Genomic DNA, 15428 nt, shown 5'->3' on the forward strand with positions numbered 1-15428 from the left:
TCGATCGACTCGTGGGACGTCGCTCCTTGCGTGTACATCTTTCGACCCGCACCCGCCCGCACCCGCACCCACACCCGCGCCTCAGACCGGCAGCCGCTCCCCCGCCTCGATCGCCACGTCGAGCCGGTTCTCCGCCGGCGGCAGCGGGCACGTCGCGTGCTCGGTGTACGCGCACGGCAGGTTGGTCGCCCGGTTGAAGTCGATCGTCGTGGCCCCCGACGCATCCGGCGCCGCGATGTCGAGGCTGCGGCTCGCGGCGTACGTCGTCACCCCGCTCGTGCGGTCGGTGAAGAGCACGTGCAACCCGTCCTCGTGGCCGTTGAACGCGAGCAGCGACCGCGGCCCGTCGAGGTCGAACGTCAGCACGCCCGGCGCCTCGTACACGTGCTGCAGTCCGTCGACGACCGACCCGACGGTGACCTCGCGCGGGGCCTCGAACGGCTCGAAGCGGGCGGGCACGACGAACCGCGCGGTCGGCGGGTAGGTCGGCGTCCCGGCGTACCGCACCCGCGTCGGGTTCGAGGGGCGCCGCGGCCGGAGGACGTCACTGCCCCCGCGACGGGCGACCTCGACGATGACCGGTTCGTCACCGTCCGGACCACCGTCGAGCCACAGGACGGACGTGCCCGAGCGCTCCGGCAGCGGGCCGAACCGGTGCTCGCCGGTCACCCGGACGCCGTCGACCTCGATCCACTCGCCCGGGTCGAGCTGCACGACCGGCCCCTGGTCCGAGGTCGACCACGCCCCGGGAGCGTCGTCGAACCGCTCAGGTGTGCCGGTCAGCCACCGGATGCTCGTGATCGCCAGGAAGCCGTGCTCGCTCGCACGGGCGCGCTCATGGGCCTCGTGCCACGCGGCCCACTCGGATCCGGGGGTCGCTGCGGTCGACGTCGTCGTGCTCATGCGACGACGCTACGTCACGCGACGCGACGCCGTCAGGGTGCGTCGCGCGGTGGGCGCGACCCGGGCCGGGAGGCGCGGTGCACGTCGGACCCGCACCGCGCCTCCCGGCCGGCACCGGTCCACCGCCCCGGTCACCAGGGGTGGGCGATGCTGCGGGCACGCGGACCACGCACCGCGACCGCACGCGGCGGCGCCGACCGCGGGGGTGGTGCGACGTCGAGTGCCGCGGCGAGGACGGCGCAGGCGGCTCCGCGCGCGACCGCTGCCTCGCCGTGACGCGACCCACTGACGGCGGTGCGCTGCGCCCCCGGTAGCCGGTCGTCCAGGCCGGCACGGACGGCGTCGAGGAAGACGGCGCCGCCGGCGATCGCCGAGCTGCCCCCGAGGACGACGTCGGTCACGTCGAGCAGTTCGACGACGTGCGCCAGGGCCGATCCCAGGGCGCGGCCACCGGCGACGACGAGCGGTTCCCCCTCGGGCGTGCCGCACAGGGTCTCGTAGGCCGCTCGGACGTCGTCGGCGCACGCCGTCGACGTGCCGGCCGGCAGGACCCCGGCGGCGACGGCGCGTTCGACCTGCTGGAGGGGTTGGCAGGCCTCCCAGACGGCGGTCCACCGGCCGTGCGCGTGCACCGGCATGCCGCCGAACTCGCCGGCGTTGCCGGTGGCTCCCCGGACGACCCGACCTCCGGCGAGCACCGCGGCGCTGATGCCGTGGCCGAGGGTGACCGCGATCAGGCCGGTGGTGTTCGTGGTCGTCCACGCCTCGCCGAGCCCGGCGGCCACCCCGTCCTTCTCGAGCACGACGGGCAGAACGGTCCGCCGGCCGAGTTCCGCTACGACCGGCAGCCCGGCCCACCCGGGGAGCTGCACGGGGGCGGCGAGCACCGCGTGCGCGGGGTCGAGCGGGCCCGGGGCGGCGACGCCGACGCCGACGAGCCGGTCGCGCACGCCCGGAGGCCCGGCGGTCAGCAGCGCGTCGGTCATCGCGGCCATGGCGTCGAGGATCTCGGCCGGACCGTGCAACGGTCCCACGTCGAGACGCTCCGTCGCGACGACCGTGCCGGCCAGGTCGACGAGGACCCCGACGACGCGTGCGGGGTCGAGGTGGAGCCCGACGGCCCAGTGGGCGTCCGGTGCGATCCCGAGCAGCCGCTGCTGGTCCGGGGCGGGGCCGCGGTCCTCGCGGAGGAGCCCGTCGTCGAGCAGCCGCGCGGCGATGTTGCTCACCGTCTGGGCGGTGAGGCCGGTGGCGGCGGCTGCTGCCGTCCGCGTGACCGGACCGTGCCGTCGGACCACGTCCAGCAGGAGCGCTCGGTTCAGCGTGCCGATCCGCGCGCTGTTCGTTCCGCGCTGCAGCACGCGGTGCCCAGGTGGTTGACGCGGCTCGTCCATGGTCCTTAGCATCGCACCAACTCGGTTTGATCAATCATTTTGATTGAATCGAGGGCCACATCGGGGTGGCCACGACGCGAAGGGACGCTCGTGACGACGACGACACGATCCGGAACCGCAGCACCACCGACCCCCCGGGCGCGCACAGGCGCCGCCCCCGGGCCGCGGCGCAGACCACGGGAGAAGCACCCGTGGAGCGTCGCCGAGAAGCGCCGGCTCCGCATCGGTCTCGCCTTCGTCTCCCCCTGGATCATCGGCGTCCTCGTGTTCATCGGGTACCCGCTCGTGTACTCGTTCGCGATCAGCCTGACGCGGTACTCGGGCATGAACGACATCACCTGGGTCGGGTTCGGCAACTACATCGCCGCCTTCATCGACCCGCTCGTGCACACCGCGGTCGGCAACACGCTGTTCTACGCGGTGATCGCCGTGCCGGTCGGCATCGTGGTCGCCATCGTGATCGCCATCGCGATGAACCAGGACGTCCGCGAGATCGGGTGGTACCGAACCGCCCTCTACATCCCGTCGCTCATCCCGACGTTCGCGCTGGCGTTCATCTTCGTGGTGCTCGTCAACCCCCAGACCGGCATCGTGAACCAGGTGATGAAGCTCGTCGGGATCCCGGCGACGAACCTGCTCGGCGACCCGACGACGGCGAAGCTCGTGATCGTCGCACTGGCCCAGATGGGTGCGGGCAACGCGGCGCTCATCTTCCTCGCGGGGCTCCGCGGGATCCCGAAGACCCTCTACGAGGCAGCCCGCGTCGACGGCGCCGGGCCGGTGCGCCAGTTCTTCGCGCTGACCCTGCCGCTGCTGTCCCCGGTCATCCTGTTCAACCTCATCACCGGGATCAGCAACGGCCTGCAGGTCTTCACCGAGGCGTACGTGATCTCGTCCGGCATGGGCGGACTCGGCAGCCCCGACAACGGGACCTTGTTCTACATGCTCTACCTCTACAAGAACGCGTTCAGCTACGCGCAGCTCGGGTTCGCGAGCGCGATGGCCGTGCTGCTGTTCCTGGCCGGCATGCTCCTGTCGGGGCTCGTGTACTGGCTGTCCAAGCGGTTCGTGAACTACGACGTGACCGGAGAGTGACCCGATGAGCCTGCACACCAAGTCCGCGCCCACCGTCACCGCCTCGGTCGAGACGGTGCGTCCGAGCCGTCGCCGCGACCGCCGTGGCGAACGCTCCCGCAACGCCGACGGCTCCGTCCGCTCGCCGTGGTCCTCCGTGATCGCCCGTGTGGTGCTCATCGCGATGAGCCTGCTGTTCCTCGTGCCCATCTACTGGATGGTGATCTCCGCACTGAAGGGCAACACCGAGCTCGGAGCCTTCCCGCCCACCTGGTTCCCGCACTGGCTGGACTTCTCGAACTTCGGCGACGCCGTGAACGCGATGCCGTTCTTCACGTTCTTCCGGAACACGCTGATCATCACCGCGTGCGTGACGGTGTTCTCGATGGCGTCGAACCTCGTGATCGCGTACGGGTTCGCGTGCCTCGAGTGGCGCGGCCGCGACCGGCTGTTCTACGTCGTGCTCGCGACGCTGTTCATCCCGTTTCCGGTGACGCTCATCCCGATGTTCGACCTGTACGCACGGCTCGGGTGGATCAACACCTTCCTGCCCCTCATCGTGCCGAGCCTGTTCGGGTCCGCGTTCTACGTGTTCCTGCTGCGGCAGTTCCTGTTACAGATCCCGAAGGACCTGCTGAACGCGGCGCGGATGGACGGCGCGTCGGAGTGGGGCATCCTGTGGCGGGTCGTCTTCCCGCAGGCCCGGGCGGCACTCGTCACGGTGGGCATCTTCGCGGCGGTGGGGGCGTGGAACGACTTCCTCGGGCCGCTCATCTACCTGCAGGACGAGAACGTGCAGACGCTCTCGATCGGTCTGCAGATCTTCCGGTTGAACAACTCGCAGGACTTCCAGTTCAACCAGCTGATGGCGGCGTCGGTGCTCATCATCCTGCCGCTCGTCGTCCTCTTCTTCGTCTTCCAGCGGACCTTCATCCGCGGTGTCCAGATCGGGAGCTTCAAGTGAGCAGCGCATTCGACCGTCGCACGTTCCTCCGCGGTGCCGCGGCCACCGGTGGTGCCGGAGCGCTGGCACTGCTCGCCGCCTCGTGCGCCAGCGGCTCGGCAGCGAAGAGCAACCCGAACCAGGTCACGATCTGGGGTGTCACGGGGACGTTCGTGCCCTTCCAGACGAAGGTGATCAAGCAGTTCAACGAGATCCACCCGGACATCGACGTCAAGGTCAACGTGGTGCCGTCGCAGGGCACGGGTGACGCGACGAGCATCATCACGGCCGTGCGGGGTGGGACCGCGCCGGACCTGTGGCTGCTGGACCGGTTCAGTGCCGCGCAGTACGCCGCGATCGGGCTCATCGAACCGATCGACGACCTCATCGAGGAGTTCGAGGACCAGCCGAAGGACGAGTTCCTGGCGCAGTGGCTGGGCTTCACGATCGGCGAGGTCACCTACGAGGGGAAGACGTACGGGCTCCCCCACGACACCGACGCCCGTGGCATGTTCGTGAACCGGAAGATGCTCACCGGCGCCGGGGTCGACCCGGACGAGTTCGACTGGCAGCACAGCGGGCCGGCGACGTTCGACCGGGTGTGGGAGGTCAGCGAGCGGATCACGAAGAAGTCCGGCGGGAACTACACCCACATGGGGCTCCTGCCCTGGTACGGCGAGGGGTGGCCGTTCACGTGGGGTCTCGGGCTCGGGGCGTCGTACTACGACCAGCAGGACTCCCGGATGACGATGGACTCCCCCGGCGTCAAGCGCGTCTTCGAGTTCTACGAGGACTGGGCCGACCGCGTCGGCTACAAGGCGGCGGACACCTTCATCGCCACGTACGAGCCCACGGGGCACCCGCCGGGGCAGACCGCGTTCATGGCGGACCGGATGGCGTTCATGGTCAGCGTGCCGTCCACGATCCAGACGTTCGACAACTACGGCCCGAAGGACCTCGACTGGGGAGTGGCGCCGCTGCCGGTGCAGCAGGCCGGCGACGATCCGTACACCTGGTCCGGCGGCTTCGCGCTGTGCCTGCCGAAGGGCTCGAAGAAGAACCGTGCCGTGTGGGAGCTCATGAAGTACTTCACGAGCAAGCGCGGCCAGGAGACCTACGTGGTCCCGGCCACGAGCGTGCCCTCGAACATCTCGGCGCTGAAGGACCCGAAGGGCTCGGCGAAGTCGATCCGGTTCTTCGTCGAGTCGATGGGCGCGTCGACGTGCCGACCGCCGCTCCCCGTGGGCGGTGCGTGGTGGGACTCCCTCGCCGACGCCCGGTCGAGCGTGCTGCTCGGCACCGCGTCCCCACAGGAAGCGGTCGAACGGGCGCAGAACCGCGTCGACCCGATGATGCAGACGTACGCCCCGTTCCGGCTGCCGAAGGACTACGACAAGGTCCGGGTCTGACCCGGTCCGTGAGAGGAACCCATGCCCACCACCACACCGATCCGCGTCGCCGTCCTCGGCTTCTGGCACGTCCACGCCGGTGACTACGCCCGACAGGCGGTCGCGCACCCCGGCACGGAGCTCGTCGCCGTGTGGGACGACGACGCAGAGCGTGGTCGCGCCGGTGCCGAGCAGTTCGGCGTCGAGTACACCGACGACCTCGACGCCCTGCTCGCACGGGACGACGTCGACGCGGTCACCGTCACGACCTCGACCGATGTGCACCACGACGTCATCACCAGGGCGGCGCGCGCCGGCAAGCACGTTTTCACCGAGAAGCTCCTCGCCCCGACGGTCGAGGAGTGCGAGTCGGTGATCGCCGCGTGCGACGACGCGGACGTCCGGCTCGTGGTCTCGCTCCCCCGGCTCTACCACGGGTACACGGCGGCGATCACGGCCGAACTCGACGCCGGACGGCTCGGCGACGTGTCGTACGCACGCGTCCGGTTGTCCCACGACGGAGCGGCGGCGCCGTGGCTGCCGGAACGCTTCTTCGACCCGTCGACCGCGATCGGCGGGGCCCTGACGGACCTCGGCTGCCACCCGGTCTACCTGACGCAGCTGTTCCTCGGTGCCCACCCCGACACGGTCCAGGCCGTGTACCGCTCGGTCACCGGCCGTGCGGTCGAGGACCACGCCGTCGTCACGGTCGGGTACCCCTCGCAGGCGATCGGGGTCATCGAGGCGGGCTTCGTCGCCGGCACGCCCTTCACGATCGACGTCGCGGGGACGCGCGGTTGGCTCGCGTACTCCGACCTGGAGGCGCGGCTCACCGCCGGCGGGCCGGCCTACGGCGACGAGGTGGTCACCCTCCCCGTCCCCGAGGACACCCAGGACGCGTTCGGCCAGTGGGTGGACCACATCGCCGCCGGCACCCGCGCCGACGACAACCTGGCGCGCGCCGTCGAGCTCACCCGGCTCGTGGTCGCGGCCAACGCGGCAGCCCGCGAACCCGTGCCCGCCTGACCCGGCGACACGGACACCAGCACAGCACGACCACACGAAGAGGAGCCCTCACCATGCCCACTGACCCCACCATCCGCGTCGGCCTCATCGGCGGCGGCGGCATCGCGACCTTCCACATCGCCGGGTACCAGCAGCACGCGGACGTCATCCGCATCACCGCGGTCGCCGACGCGGTCGCGGCGACCGCCGAGGCCCGTGGCGCCGAACTCGGCGTGCCGCACTTCACCGACTACGTCGAGATGCTCGAACGCGCCGACGTCGACGCCGTCGACATCTGCCTGCCGCACCACCTGCACCGTGACGCCATCGTCGCGGCGGCCCGCGCCGGCAAGCACGTCCTCTGCGAGAAGCCGCTCTGCCTGACCCCGGAGGAGGCCCGAGACGTGCAGGCGGCGGTCACCGAGGCCGGCGTCACGCTGATGTGCGCACACAACCAGCTGTTCCTGCCGGCGGTCGCCGCCGCGAAGGAGCTCATCGACTCGGGCGCGCTCGGCACCGTGTACGAGGTCCGCACGACCGACTCGTTCCGGAACGAGTTCGACCCGTCCAACATGGGGTGGCGCGCGCACGCCGCCCAGAGCGGTGGCGGGGAGCTGATCGACACCGGGTACCACCCCAGCTACCTGCTCATGCACCTCGCCGGCGGCGTCCCGGTGCAGGCGACGGCGATGCTGTCCACCCACCGACTGCGGTTCATGGAGGGCGAGGACTCCGCCCAGGCCCTCTTCCGGTTCGACAACGGCTCGGTCGGGCAGCTCGTGACCAGCTGGGCGTACGAGCCGGCCGCCGGGACGGAGCGGTTCAGCGTCGTCGGGGAGCTCGGGGCGCTGACGAGCGACGGCACCACGCTGCGGTGGGACCTGCTCGACGGCACCAGCGAGACGCGGACCTTCGACGAGGTGGACACCTTCGCGGCCGAGATCGGCGCGTTCGGGGTGTGCCTGCGCGACGGCACGCGGCCGATCCACACCGAGCGGGAGGGGATCGCCGTCCTCGGCATGATCCTGGCGGCGTACGAGGGTGCCCGCTCGGGGACGATCGCGCCGGTGCTCCGCGTGGACGAGGTCGCGACGGTCTGACCCGTCGGGTGGCCGGGACTGCCGGCATGTCCTCGTCCAGGGAGCAGGAATCGTCGGGTTGCCTGACAGGACCCGACGTTTGCTGCTCCCTCGACGGGGTGGGACGGTGGACCACGGACGGGAGGCGCGGTGCGGGCCCGCCACGCGCCTCCAGGCCGTCAGCGGCGTCGGCCCAGCGCGACGGCCGCGACCGCGACGAGCGCACCGGCCCAGAGCACGGGCCGGGTGACCCGGCGTCGCTTGGCGACCCAGCCGCCGTTCGTGGCGTTGTCGGCATCGGCGGGCTGGTAGAGGTTCCCGTCCGTCGGCGGCTGCGCCCCGCGGAGCGCGAAGGTCTGCACCATCGGCTTCGTGATCTTGTGGAACAGCCCCGGGAACACGTACTGCAACGGTACGAGCGAGGCCTGGATCCGACCGACGAAGCGGTAGCGCTTCGGGTGCAGGGCCGCGCGGACGACCGCCCGGCCGGCACGGTCGACGGACACCGTCGGGGGCAGCGGGTGCGAAGCCTTCTCGGTGTAGTTCGCGCCGTTCTGGTAGATCGGGGTGTCGATCGTCGACGGCAGCAGCGCGGTGAACCGGATTCCCGTGCCGGCGAACTCGTCGCCCAGGACGTCGACCAGGCCGAGGGCGGCGTGCTTGCTCGTGACGTACGCCGACTGGTACGGCGCGGAGAGCAGCGACTGGATCGACCCGACGAGGACGTACGTGCCCTTCCCGCGCTGCTTCCAGTGCGGGAGCAGGTGCGTGATCGCGTTGAGGTGGCCGTAGAGGTTCGTGTCGACGACGCGCTTGAACGCTTCGGTCGGGGTCTGCTCGAACAGGCCGTAGACGAACAGGGCGGCGTTCCCGACGAAGACGTCGATCCGGCCGAAGCGGGTCGTCGTGGTGGCGATGAGGTCCTTCACCTGGTGCTCGTCGGCGACGTCGGTGGGGATCGCGACGGCCTCGGCACCGAGCTTCCGGCACTCGGCAGCGGCGGCCTCGAGGCTGTCGTGGCTGCGCGCGGCCAGCACGAGCGTCGCACCCTGCCGGGCGAACTCGTGCGCGGCGGCCCTGCCGATGCCGCTCGATGCTCCGGTGACGACGACGATCTTCCCGCGGAACCGATGTGCCATGCGCTCGTTGCTACGCGCGGCGACCTGCGCTGTCGTCCAGGTCGACGTACCCCGCGCCCGCCGATCGGCGCACGCGCGACGGCGGCCCTGTCGGCGGCGGGCACCGCGTGGGAGCATGGGCGCATGCGCAAGGACGACCTCACCGTCGACGAGGCCACGGTCATCGCCGAGCACGCCCGGGCCGGGGTGCTCGAGCTCGACGACCCCGAGGTCCGGAAGGTCGTCGAGCAGGCGAACCGGGTGCTGGTGCGCGCGCAGATGTGGGGCGAGGAACGCAGCCCGAAGCTGCGCCGCCGCCGTCGGTTCATCGCGATCGGTGCGCTGCTGATGGTGCTCGTGTGGGTCGCCGGACTGCTCGTCCCGCTCGCGGTCCGCTTCGCCGGGTAGCGGCCGACCCGGCCGAATCGGACGGCCCACACCGCGCCGACTCGCGGTCCGGAGTTGCCCCGGCACCGCCGACCCGGTTGACTCGTCGTGATGACGAGCGCCACCGGGCAGACCACGAGGACCGCGTCCTGGACGGTGAGCGTCCGCGACGACACCGGACCGATCGTCCTCACCGGCCTCCGCACCTCGTGGGAGCCTCTCGCGAAGCAGTCGGTGGTGGCCGCGCTGGTGGTCGCCGCCGCCGTGTGCAGCACACTCCTGCCCTGGCTCGTCGTCAGCGACGCCCGCTGGATGTGGACCGGTGTCGGGCTGGCCGTCGCGGGCCTGGTGGGCGCCGGGCTGATGGCGCGGTGGCCCGGCGTGGCCCGGGTGGAGCTGCTCGTGCCAGCCGTCGACTTCTTCGCGGTCGCGCTGCTCCGCTACGGCACCGGCGACGGCAGCTCGGTGTTCACGGCGATCGTCGTCCTGCCGGTCATCTGGGTCGCGGCGAACGCCGGCCGGAAGCACGTGGTCTGGCCGGTCCTCGCCACCACCGGCACGCTGTTGCTGCCGTACCTGCTGGCACCCACACCCCCGGCTCCGAGCGAGCTCGTGCGCCTGGTGATCGTGGTGTCGACCTTCGGCGCGACCGCGGCGGTGACGAACGAGCTCGCCCGCCAGGCCGGTCTGCAGCTGGCGGCGGCACAGCGTCGCCGGCGGGTCGCCGAGAGCGAGATCGACCGCGCGGCGCTCGTGCAGCAGTCGCTCCTGCCGGCCTCCGCGGACGAGCTCCCGCCCGAGGTCCGCGCCGTGGGCGTCTGCATCCCCGCCCGCGCCGTCGGCGGTGACTTCTACGACTGGTTCCCGACGCCGGACGGCGCCGCGTTCACCCTCGGCGACGTGATGGGCAAGGGCGTCGGTGCCGGCATGATCGCCGCAGCCGTGCGCTCGGTGATCCGCAGCACCGTGGACGACGACGACGCCGCGGTCGCGGTCCGACGAGCGGCCGCAGGACTCGCGACCGGCTCGGCCGACCTCACCAGCGGCCAGTTCACCACCTGCTTCCACATGCGGGTGGACCGCGACGGCACGGCTCGTTGGGTGGACGCGGGGCACGGTCTGACGTTCCTGCGCACCGCCGACGGCGCGGTCCGGACGCTCCGCTCCGAGCACCTGCCGATCGGCGTCGGGACGGAGTGGACCAGTGAGCCCCTCGACCTCGTGCCCGGTGACGTCGTGGTCTCCGTCAGCGACGGGGTGCTCGACCTCTTCGGCGGCGATCTCGACTCCGTCGACCGGCTGCACGACTGGCTGTCGCGGCACCCCGACCCGGGCTCCGTCGTGGACGGGATCGCGACCATGGCCGGGGCCACCGAGCACCCGGACGACGTCACCGTCCTGTGCGTGGCCTACCGGCCGGACGGCGCGTGACCCGCTGCCCAGTGGTACCGAACGATCGGGTCAGGGGCGGTCGCGCGCGCCGCGGTTGACCAGCCACAGGTAGGTGCTGTGGCCGACGAGCGCCAGGCCGAAGAACACCGCGGCGACCGCGTAGACCCGGTCGAGCTTGCCCTGCCCGATCACGAGCATCACGATGCAGAACACGACGGCGACGGCGAGCACGCCCACCTGCACGGTGGACCAGATCCGTCGGAAGCGCGGCATGCCCGTCTCGTTCACACCCCCATTCTGCCCGAACCGGTGGGACACTCGACCATGGCGACGACGACGTGGAGCTCCGACACCGGGGGCGACGGCGTGCCGCTCTTGCTGCTGCACCCCGGTGGGACCGACTCGCGCAGCATGTCCTTGCTCGCCGGGGCGTTCGCAGGGCACCGGGTCGTTGTCGTCGACCGGCCGGGGCACGGACGCACCGCGGACGTTCCCGGCCCGTGGCACTTCGCCGACGCGGCAGCGGTCGTCGCGACGGTCGTCGAGCGCCTGGACGCTGGTCCGGTGCACGTGCTCGGGTGGAGCGACGGCGCCGTCGTCGGGCTCCACCTCGCGTTGGACCGGCCCGACCTCGTCCGCTCGCTCGTGTTCGGCGGTGCTCCGTACTCCGTCGACGGGTGGTACTCCGGCGTGCTGGACGGCGATCCACCGCAGTTCATGGCGGACGCCTACGCGGAGGTGTCCCCCGACGGCGCGGACCACTGGGCGATCGTGACGGCCAAGGCACGCGCGCTGCACGAGACCGAACCCGACGTGAGCACTGCCCGCCTGCGTGGACTCGACGTCCCGGTGCTCATCCTCTGCGGCGACGACGACGAGGTGCGGCTCGACCACCTGACGACGATGCTCGAGGCGCTGCCCGACGGGGAACTCGCGGTCGTCCCCCGTGCCACGCACGGTCTCATCGTCGAGAAGCCCGGACTCGTCGCCGACCTCGTTCGTGCCTTCCACGCCGAGGACAAGTCCGACGGCGTCGCACCGCGTCGCCGTGGCGCGGGCCACGCCGTGTGACGACCGTCACAGCTGGACGGATGCGCAGGGCGGATGGTGCTCGGCGGTCGTCCAGGAGGCAGCGGGTTCGGTGGTCGACGACCACCAGGACGAAGCGCCCGCCGACACGCTGCGGGCACCAGGACGAACGGGAGAGCGAACATGCGCGCAGTGGTGTGGCACGGCATCGAGGGCTGGGGCACGGTCGAGCTCGAGGCGGTCATCCGATGACCAGCCCAACCGACCAGTACGAAGCGAGCGATCCGCGCACCCGCTACCCCGACGTCCGACCGGACCCGCAGACGCAGGCCGAGCCGGGCCTCCAGTCCGAGATGCGCCCCGTACCGGACCTGGGCGAGTCGAGCTACCGCGGCACCGGTCGGCTCGCCGGCCGGAAGGCCCTCGTCACCGGCGGCGACTCCGGCATCGGTGCCGCCGTCGCGATCGCGTTCGCGCGGGAGGGGGCGGACGTCGCGATCGCCTACCTGCCGGAGGAGCAGTCCGACGCCGACCACGTGGTCGAGCAGATCCGCGCCGCCGGTCGGACCGCCCTCGCGATCCCGGGAGACCTCCGCGATCGGGAGTACGCGCCGTCGCTCGTCGACCAGGTCGTCGCCGGCCTCGGTGGGCTGGACGCGCTGGTGAGCGTCGCCGGCAAGCAGCGGTGGCAGCCCGATCTGCTCGACATCACCGACGAGCAGTTCGAGGCGACGTTCGACGTCAACGTGTTCGGCTTGTTCCGGCTCGTCAAGGCAGCGCTCCCCCACCTGCAGCCCGGCGCCACCATCACAACGACCGCGTCGATGGAGGCGTACCAGCCTGCCCCGGACCGGCTCGACTACGCCGCGTCCAAGGGAGCGATCAACAACTTCTCGAAGGGACTCTCGCAGCTGCTGATCGAGCGCGGCATCCGGGTGAACGTCGTCGCGCCCGGCCCGACGTGGACCGTGCTGCAGCCGAGCGGCGGTGTGGACCCGGAGTCCCTGCCGGAGTTCGGGAGCAGCGAGTCCCCGATGGGTCGCGCGGCGCAGCCCGCCGAGCTCGCCCCGGCGTACGTGTTCCTCGCCTCGCACGAGTCGAGCTACGTCGCCGGCGAGACCCTCAACGTCAACGGCGGGATGGTCACCCCCTGATCCCCTGCACCGGGTGGGAATGGAACGGACCCGCCCGGTGTCGAACACTGCACCGAATGCGAAGGAGCACACCATGAGCCTCGACCTCCACAAGAGCGCCGGCATCGACGACGACCGCACCTGCCTGCCGAAGCCGGTCCTCACCAGCCTGCACGACGAGCAGGCACCGTCCTTCGGACGCTGGCTGGGCCAGATCAACGACCACAGCTGATCTCGCGGTGACGTCCTGACGGACTGGAGGCGCGGTGCCGGCTGGCACCGCGCCTCCAGTCCGTCTCCGGTCTCGCTCACTGCTACCGTGCTCACATGTCCTGGGGTCGGCTGTACTTCGCGGTGCAGGCCGTCGCCGGAGCGGTCTGGTGGGTCGCCGTCTTCTCGGTACCGGCCGTGCGCAGCGCGACGCTCGGGTCGCTCGACCCCGTCCTCGTCGCCGCGTTCGACGTGCCGCTCTTCGTCGTCGCCTCCGGTCTCGCGGCCGCGGGCGTCCGCACCGCGGGCGTGGTCGCGACGATCTGGACAGCGGTCGTCACGACCGCCGTGGCGATCTGGGCCACGGTCACCACCGAGGCCGGGGTCGGCGTCCTCGTGATGATCGGCGCCACCGTCGGGTCGGCGCTCGCACTGGCACTCCTGCTGCTCGGCCGGATCCCCACCGCGTGGGTGACCGCCGGGCCGCTGCGCTTCCGCACGGCCGATGCCGCGGCGCCGCGCGGGCGGCACGTGCTCGGCACCGTCGTGCAGATCGTCGTCTTCTGGGGGCTGTTCCTCGGGGTGCTGCCGCTCGTGATCGCGTTCGCGGAACAGCGGTGGCGACTGCGCCCGCCGCTCCCCGACGCCGTGACGGTCGGCTCGGTCGTCACGGGCGCGGTGGTCCTCGTCGCCGCGAGCGCGCTCGGCATCGCCTCGGCCACTGCCATGTCCACCCAGGGCAACGGGACACCCCTGCCGTCCGCGATGCCGAACCGGCTCGTCGTCGCCGGGCCCTACCGGTCCGTCCGGAACCCGATGGCCCTCGCCGGCATCACGCAGGGCGTCGCCGTCGGACTCCTGCTGTCGTCGTGGATGGTCGTCGTCTACGCGCTCGCCGGGTCCATCGTGTGGAACTGCGTCGTCCGGCCGCTCGAGGAGGCCGACCTGGAGCACCGGTTCGGCGACGACTTCCGTCGCTACGCTGCCCGGGTCCGGTGCTGGGTGCCGCGGTGGCCGATCGCCGCCATCGCCCCGGCGGACGCGGTCAACCCGCCGCGCCGCTGATGTTGACGAGCCAGGTAACCCGGTAGCGGTCGGTCAGCATGCCGAAGGTGTCGCCCCACGGCGCCTCGGTCAGCGGCTCGATGATCGACGCGCCCTCGGCGAGGCCGTTCCAGCAGCGTGTGAGCGCCTCCCTGTCGTCGCCGCTGAGCGAGATCGAGATGTTGCTGACCTCGGGCGACTCCATCCCGGCGGGGGCGTCGGACACCATCAGCACGATGCCGTCCGCGCCGTCGAGCTGGCCGTGCATGACCTTGTCGGCGTCGGCCGGGTCCTGGGACATGCCTGCTTCGCCGAAGGTGCTGAGCGTCACCTCGCCGCCGAACACCCCGTGGTAGAAGCCGAGGGCTTCGCGCGCCTGGGTGCGGAAGCCAATGTAGGGGTTGAGCCGGACGGTCATGGTGGACTCCTCGCGGATCGAGCACGGACGCCGTCGTCCGTGTCCCGGTCATCGTCCCAGACGGAGGCGGGGTGCGGAAGGGGTGGGCTCGGGCCCAGTCGCTGCCCGTCGCTCCCCGTCGCTCCCCGTCGAGGGAGCAGAAATCGTCGGGAGGTCGCCGACCACCCGACGATTTCTGCTCCCACGACGAGCGGTCGGGCCGGTGTGCGAGCGACCTCCGGGGTGCACGGCAGCCGACTGACGGTCAGGGTTCATCCGCTCGGCGGATGCGACGGGTGCTCATGAGGAGCATCGTGGTGGCCGTGCGGGGAGTCCGGTCGTTCGCGGCCGCGGTCGTGGGGGCCGCGGTCGCGACGAGCCGGACCGAGCACATTTGCACGACCAGGTGATCGGGGGAACGATGCTGACGGTGCTGCAAGCCGCGGGCCGCGTGGCACTGCGCGCGTGGCAGGTCCTCGCCGGGGTCCTGACGCCGCTCGGCTCTGGTGGGGTCGTCCCGCCCGGGCAGCCGCCGACCTTGGCAGCGAAGAAGCCCGACGAGTACCGCCCCTGAACGACGGTCGACGGCCTCAGGAGTCGGCGCCCTCGGCCTGCCAGAGCTGGATGCCGTTGCCCTCCGGGTCGACCAACCGGGCGAACCGTCCGTTCGGGTAGGTCTCGGGATCGACGGCGACCTCGATGCCGGCACGGCGCAGCTGCTCCACCATCGGGTCGAGGGACACCACCCGGAAGTCCAGCGTCCACCCGTGGGATGTCGCGCGCAGCTCGTCGGATCCGGCGTCCGTCGGCGCGAACACCGTGGCTCCGGACTGCTGCCGCCACGATGACGTGTCGTAGTCGACCGGCGGCACGTCGACGCCCAGGTGGCCTGGCGTACCAGCGGGACAGCCCCTCCGGGTCCCGCGCGGCGA

General features: G+C 71.6%; 18 protein-coding genes. 12 read left to right on the forward strand and 6 right to left on the reverse strand.

The genetic code is table 11. The features are described 5' to 3' along the window. Positions 1-81 precede the first annotated feature (81 nt). Together BIU96_RS07175 and BIU96_RS07180 are read right to left on the reverse strand one after the other, a co-directional pair. On the reverse strand, positions 82-903 hold the full coding sequence (locus tag BIU96_RS07175) for a DUF1684 domain-containing protein (protein ID WP_071291928.1): 822 nt from the start codon (positions 901-903) through the stop codon (positions 82-84). Between the two features lie 131 nt (positions 904-1034). Next, positions 1035-2297: an ROK family protein gene (locus BIU96_RS07180; RefSeq protein WP_175477479.1), complete on the reverse strand. Its 1263-nt coding sequence runs from the start codon at positions 2295-2297 to the stop codon at positions 1035-1037. 90 nt (positions 2298-2387) lie between these two features. Here BIU96_RS07180 and BIU96_RS07185 point away from each other — a divergent pair, with 90 nt between their 5' ends. From BIU96_RS07185 to BIU96_RS07205, 5 genes are read left to right on the forward strand one after another with little or no spacing between them, the layout of a single operon-like run. Further along, positions 2388-3392: a carbohydrate ABC transporter permease gene (locus tag BIU96_RS07185; protein ID WP_083402722.1), complete on the forward strand. Its 1005-nt coding sequence runs from the start codon at positions 2388-2390 to the stop codon at positions 3390-3392. Positions 3393-3396: 4 nt separating this feature from the next. Beyond that, a complete protein-coding gene (locus tag BIU96_RS07190; RefSeq protein ID WP_071291930.1) occupies positions 3397-4335 on the forward strand; it encodes a carbohydrate ABC transporter permease in 939 nt (312 codons plus the stop codon). Continuing rightward, positions 4332-5723: an ABC transporter substrate-binding protein gene (locus tag BIU96_RS07195; protein WP_071291931.1), complete on the forward strand. Its 1392-nt coding sequence runs from the start codon at positions 4332-4334 to the stop codon at positions 5721-5723. The genes BIU96_RS07190 and BIU96_RS07195 overlap by 4 nt, the downstream gene beginning before the upstream one ends. A 21-nt stretch (positions 5724-5744) precedes the next feature. Continuing rightward, positions 5745-6728 (forward strand): Gfo/Idh/MocA family protein, encoded by a 984-nt coding sequence (locus tag BIU96_RS07200; protein WP_071291932.1) that lies wholly within the window; start codon positions 5745-5747, stop codon positions 6726-6728. A gap of 53 nt (positions 6729-6781) precedes the next feature. Then, positions 6782-7807, forward strand: a complete 1026-nt coding sequence (locus tag BIU96_RS07205) for a Gfo/Idh/MocA family protein (RefSeq protein ID WP_071291933.1) — start codon at positions 6782-6784, stop codon at positions 7805-7807. 158 nt (positions 7808-7965) lie between these two features. On the opposite strand, the gene BIU96_RS07210 is transcribed toward BIU96_RS07205, so the two are convergent. Beyond that, positions 7966-8925 carry an SDR family oxidoreductase gene (locus BIU96_RS07210; protein ID WP_071291934.1) on the reverse strand — a complete coding sequence of 320 codons (960 nt, stop codon included), beginning with the start codon at positions 8923-8925 and terminating at the stop codon, positions 7966-7968. Positions 8926-9048: 123 nt separating this feature from the next. Between BIU96_RS07210 and BIU96_RS07215 the strand changes: the two genes are divergently transcribed. Both BIU96_RS07215 and BIU96_RS07220 read left to right on the forward strand, forming a co-directional pair. Then, positions 9049-9312, forward strand: a complete 264-nt coding sequence (locus BIU96_RS07215) for a hypothetical protein (protein ID WP_071291935.1) — start codon at positions 9049-9051, stop codon at positions 9310-9312. 90 nt (positions 9313-9402) lie between these two features. After that, positions 9403-10722 carry a PP2C family protein-serine/threonine phosphatase gene (locus tag BIU96_RS07220; protein ID WP_071291936.1) on the forward strand — a complete coding sequence of 440 codons (1320 nt, stop codon included), beginning with the start codon at positions 9403-9405 and terminating at the stop codon, positions 10720-10722. Positions 10723-10752: 30 nt separating this feature from the next. Here the strand turns inward: BIU96_RS07220 and BIU96_RS07225 are convergent, their stop codons facing one another. Further along, entirely contained in the window at positions 10753-10956 is a 204-nt protein-coding gene (locus BIU96_RS07225) for a hypothetical protein (RefSeq protein ID WP_133520408.1), read from the reverse strand. 51 nt (positions 10957-11007) lie between these two features. Here BIU96_RS07225 and BIU96_RS07230 point away from each other — a divergent pair, with 51 nt between their 5' ends. The 4 genes from BIU96_RS07230 to BIU96_RS07245 all read left to right on the forward strand — a co-directional run bounded on the left by BIU96_RS07230 (position 11008) and on the right by BIU96_RS07245 (position 14120). Then, the gene (locus tag BIU96_RS07230; RefSeq protein ID WP_071291938.1) at positions 11008-11754 is read left to right on the forward strand and encodes an alpha/beta fold hydrolase; all 747 of its coding nucleotides are present in this window, start codon (positions 11008-11010) and stop codon (positions 11752-11754) included. Between the two features lie 206 nt (positions 11755-11960). Beyond that, positions 11961-12866 (forward strand): SDR family oxidoreductase, encoded by a 906-nt coding sequence (locus BIU96_RS07235; RefSeq protein ID WP_071291939.1) that lies wholly within the window; start codon positions 11961-11963, stop codon positions 12864-12866. A gap of 73 nt (positions 12867-12939) precedes the next feature. After that, positions 12940-13077 (forward strand): hypothetical protein, encoded by a 138-nt coding sequence (locus BIU96_RS19765; protein ID WP_175477480.1) that lies wholly within the window; start codon positions 12940-12942, stop codon positions 13075-13077. A gap of 95 nt (positions 13078-13172) precedes the next feature. Further along, complete coding sequence (locus BIU96_RS07245; protein WP_071291941.1) at positions 13173-14120, forward strand: isoprenylcysteine carboxylmethyltransferase family protein; 948 nt, start codon at positions 13173-13175, stop codon at positions 14118-14120. Here BIU96_RS07245 and BIU96_RS07250 read toward each other — a convergent pair. Then, a complete protein-coding gene (locus tag BIU96_RS07250; RefSeq protein ID WP_071291942.1) occupies positions 14101-14517 on the reverse strand; it encodes a VOC family protein in 417 nt (138 codons plus the stop codon). The genes BIU96_RS07245 and BIU96_RS07250 overlap by 20 nt on opposite strands. A gap of 409 nt (positions 14518-14926) precedes the next feature. Here BIU96_RS07250 and BIU96_RS19770 point away from each other — a divergent pair, with 409 nt between their 5' ends. Then, positions 14927-15070 (forward strand): hypothetical protein, encoded by a 144-nt coding sequence (locus BIU96_RS19770; protein WP_175477481.1) that lies wholly within the window; start codon positions 14927-14929, stop codon positions 15068-15070. A gap of 16 nt (positions 15071-15086) precedes the next feature. Here BIU96_RS19770 and BIU96_RS07260 read toward each other — a convergent pair whose 3' ends face one another. Then, positions 15087-15368, reverse strand: a complete 282-nt coding sequence (locus BIU96_RS07260) for a VOC family protein (protein WP_217642241.1) — start codon at positions 15366-15368, stop codon at positions 15087-15089. Positions 15369-15428 lie beyond the last annotated feature (60 nt).

It is taken from the genome of Curtobacterium sp. MCBA15_008, from assembly GCF_001865065.1.
Classification (GTDB): domain Bacteria; phylum Actinomycetota; class Actinomycetes; order Actinomycetales; family Microbacteriaceae; genus Curtobacterium.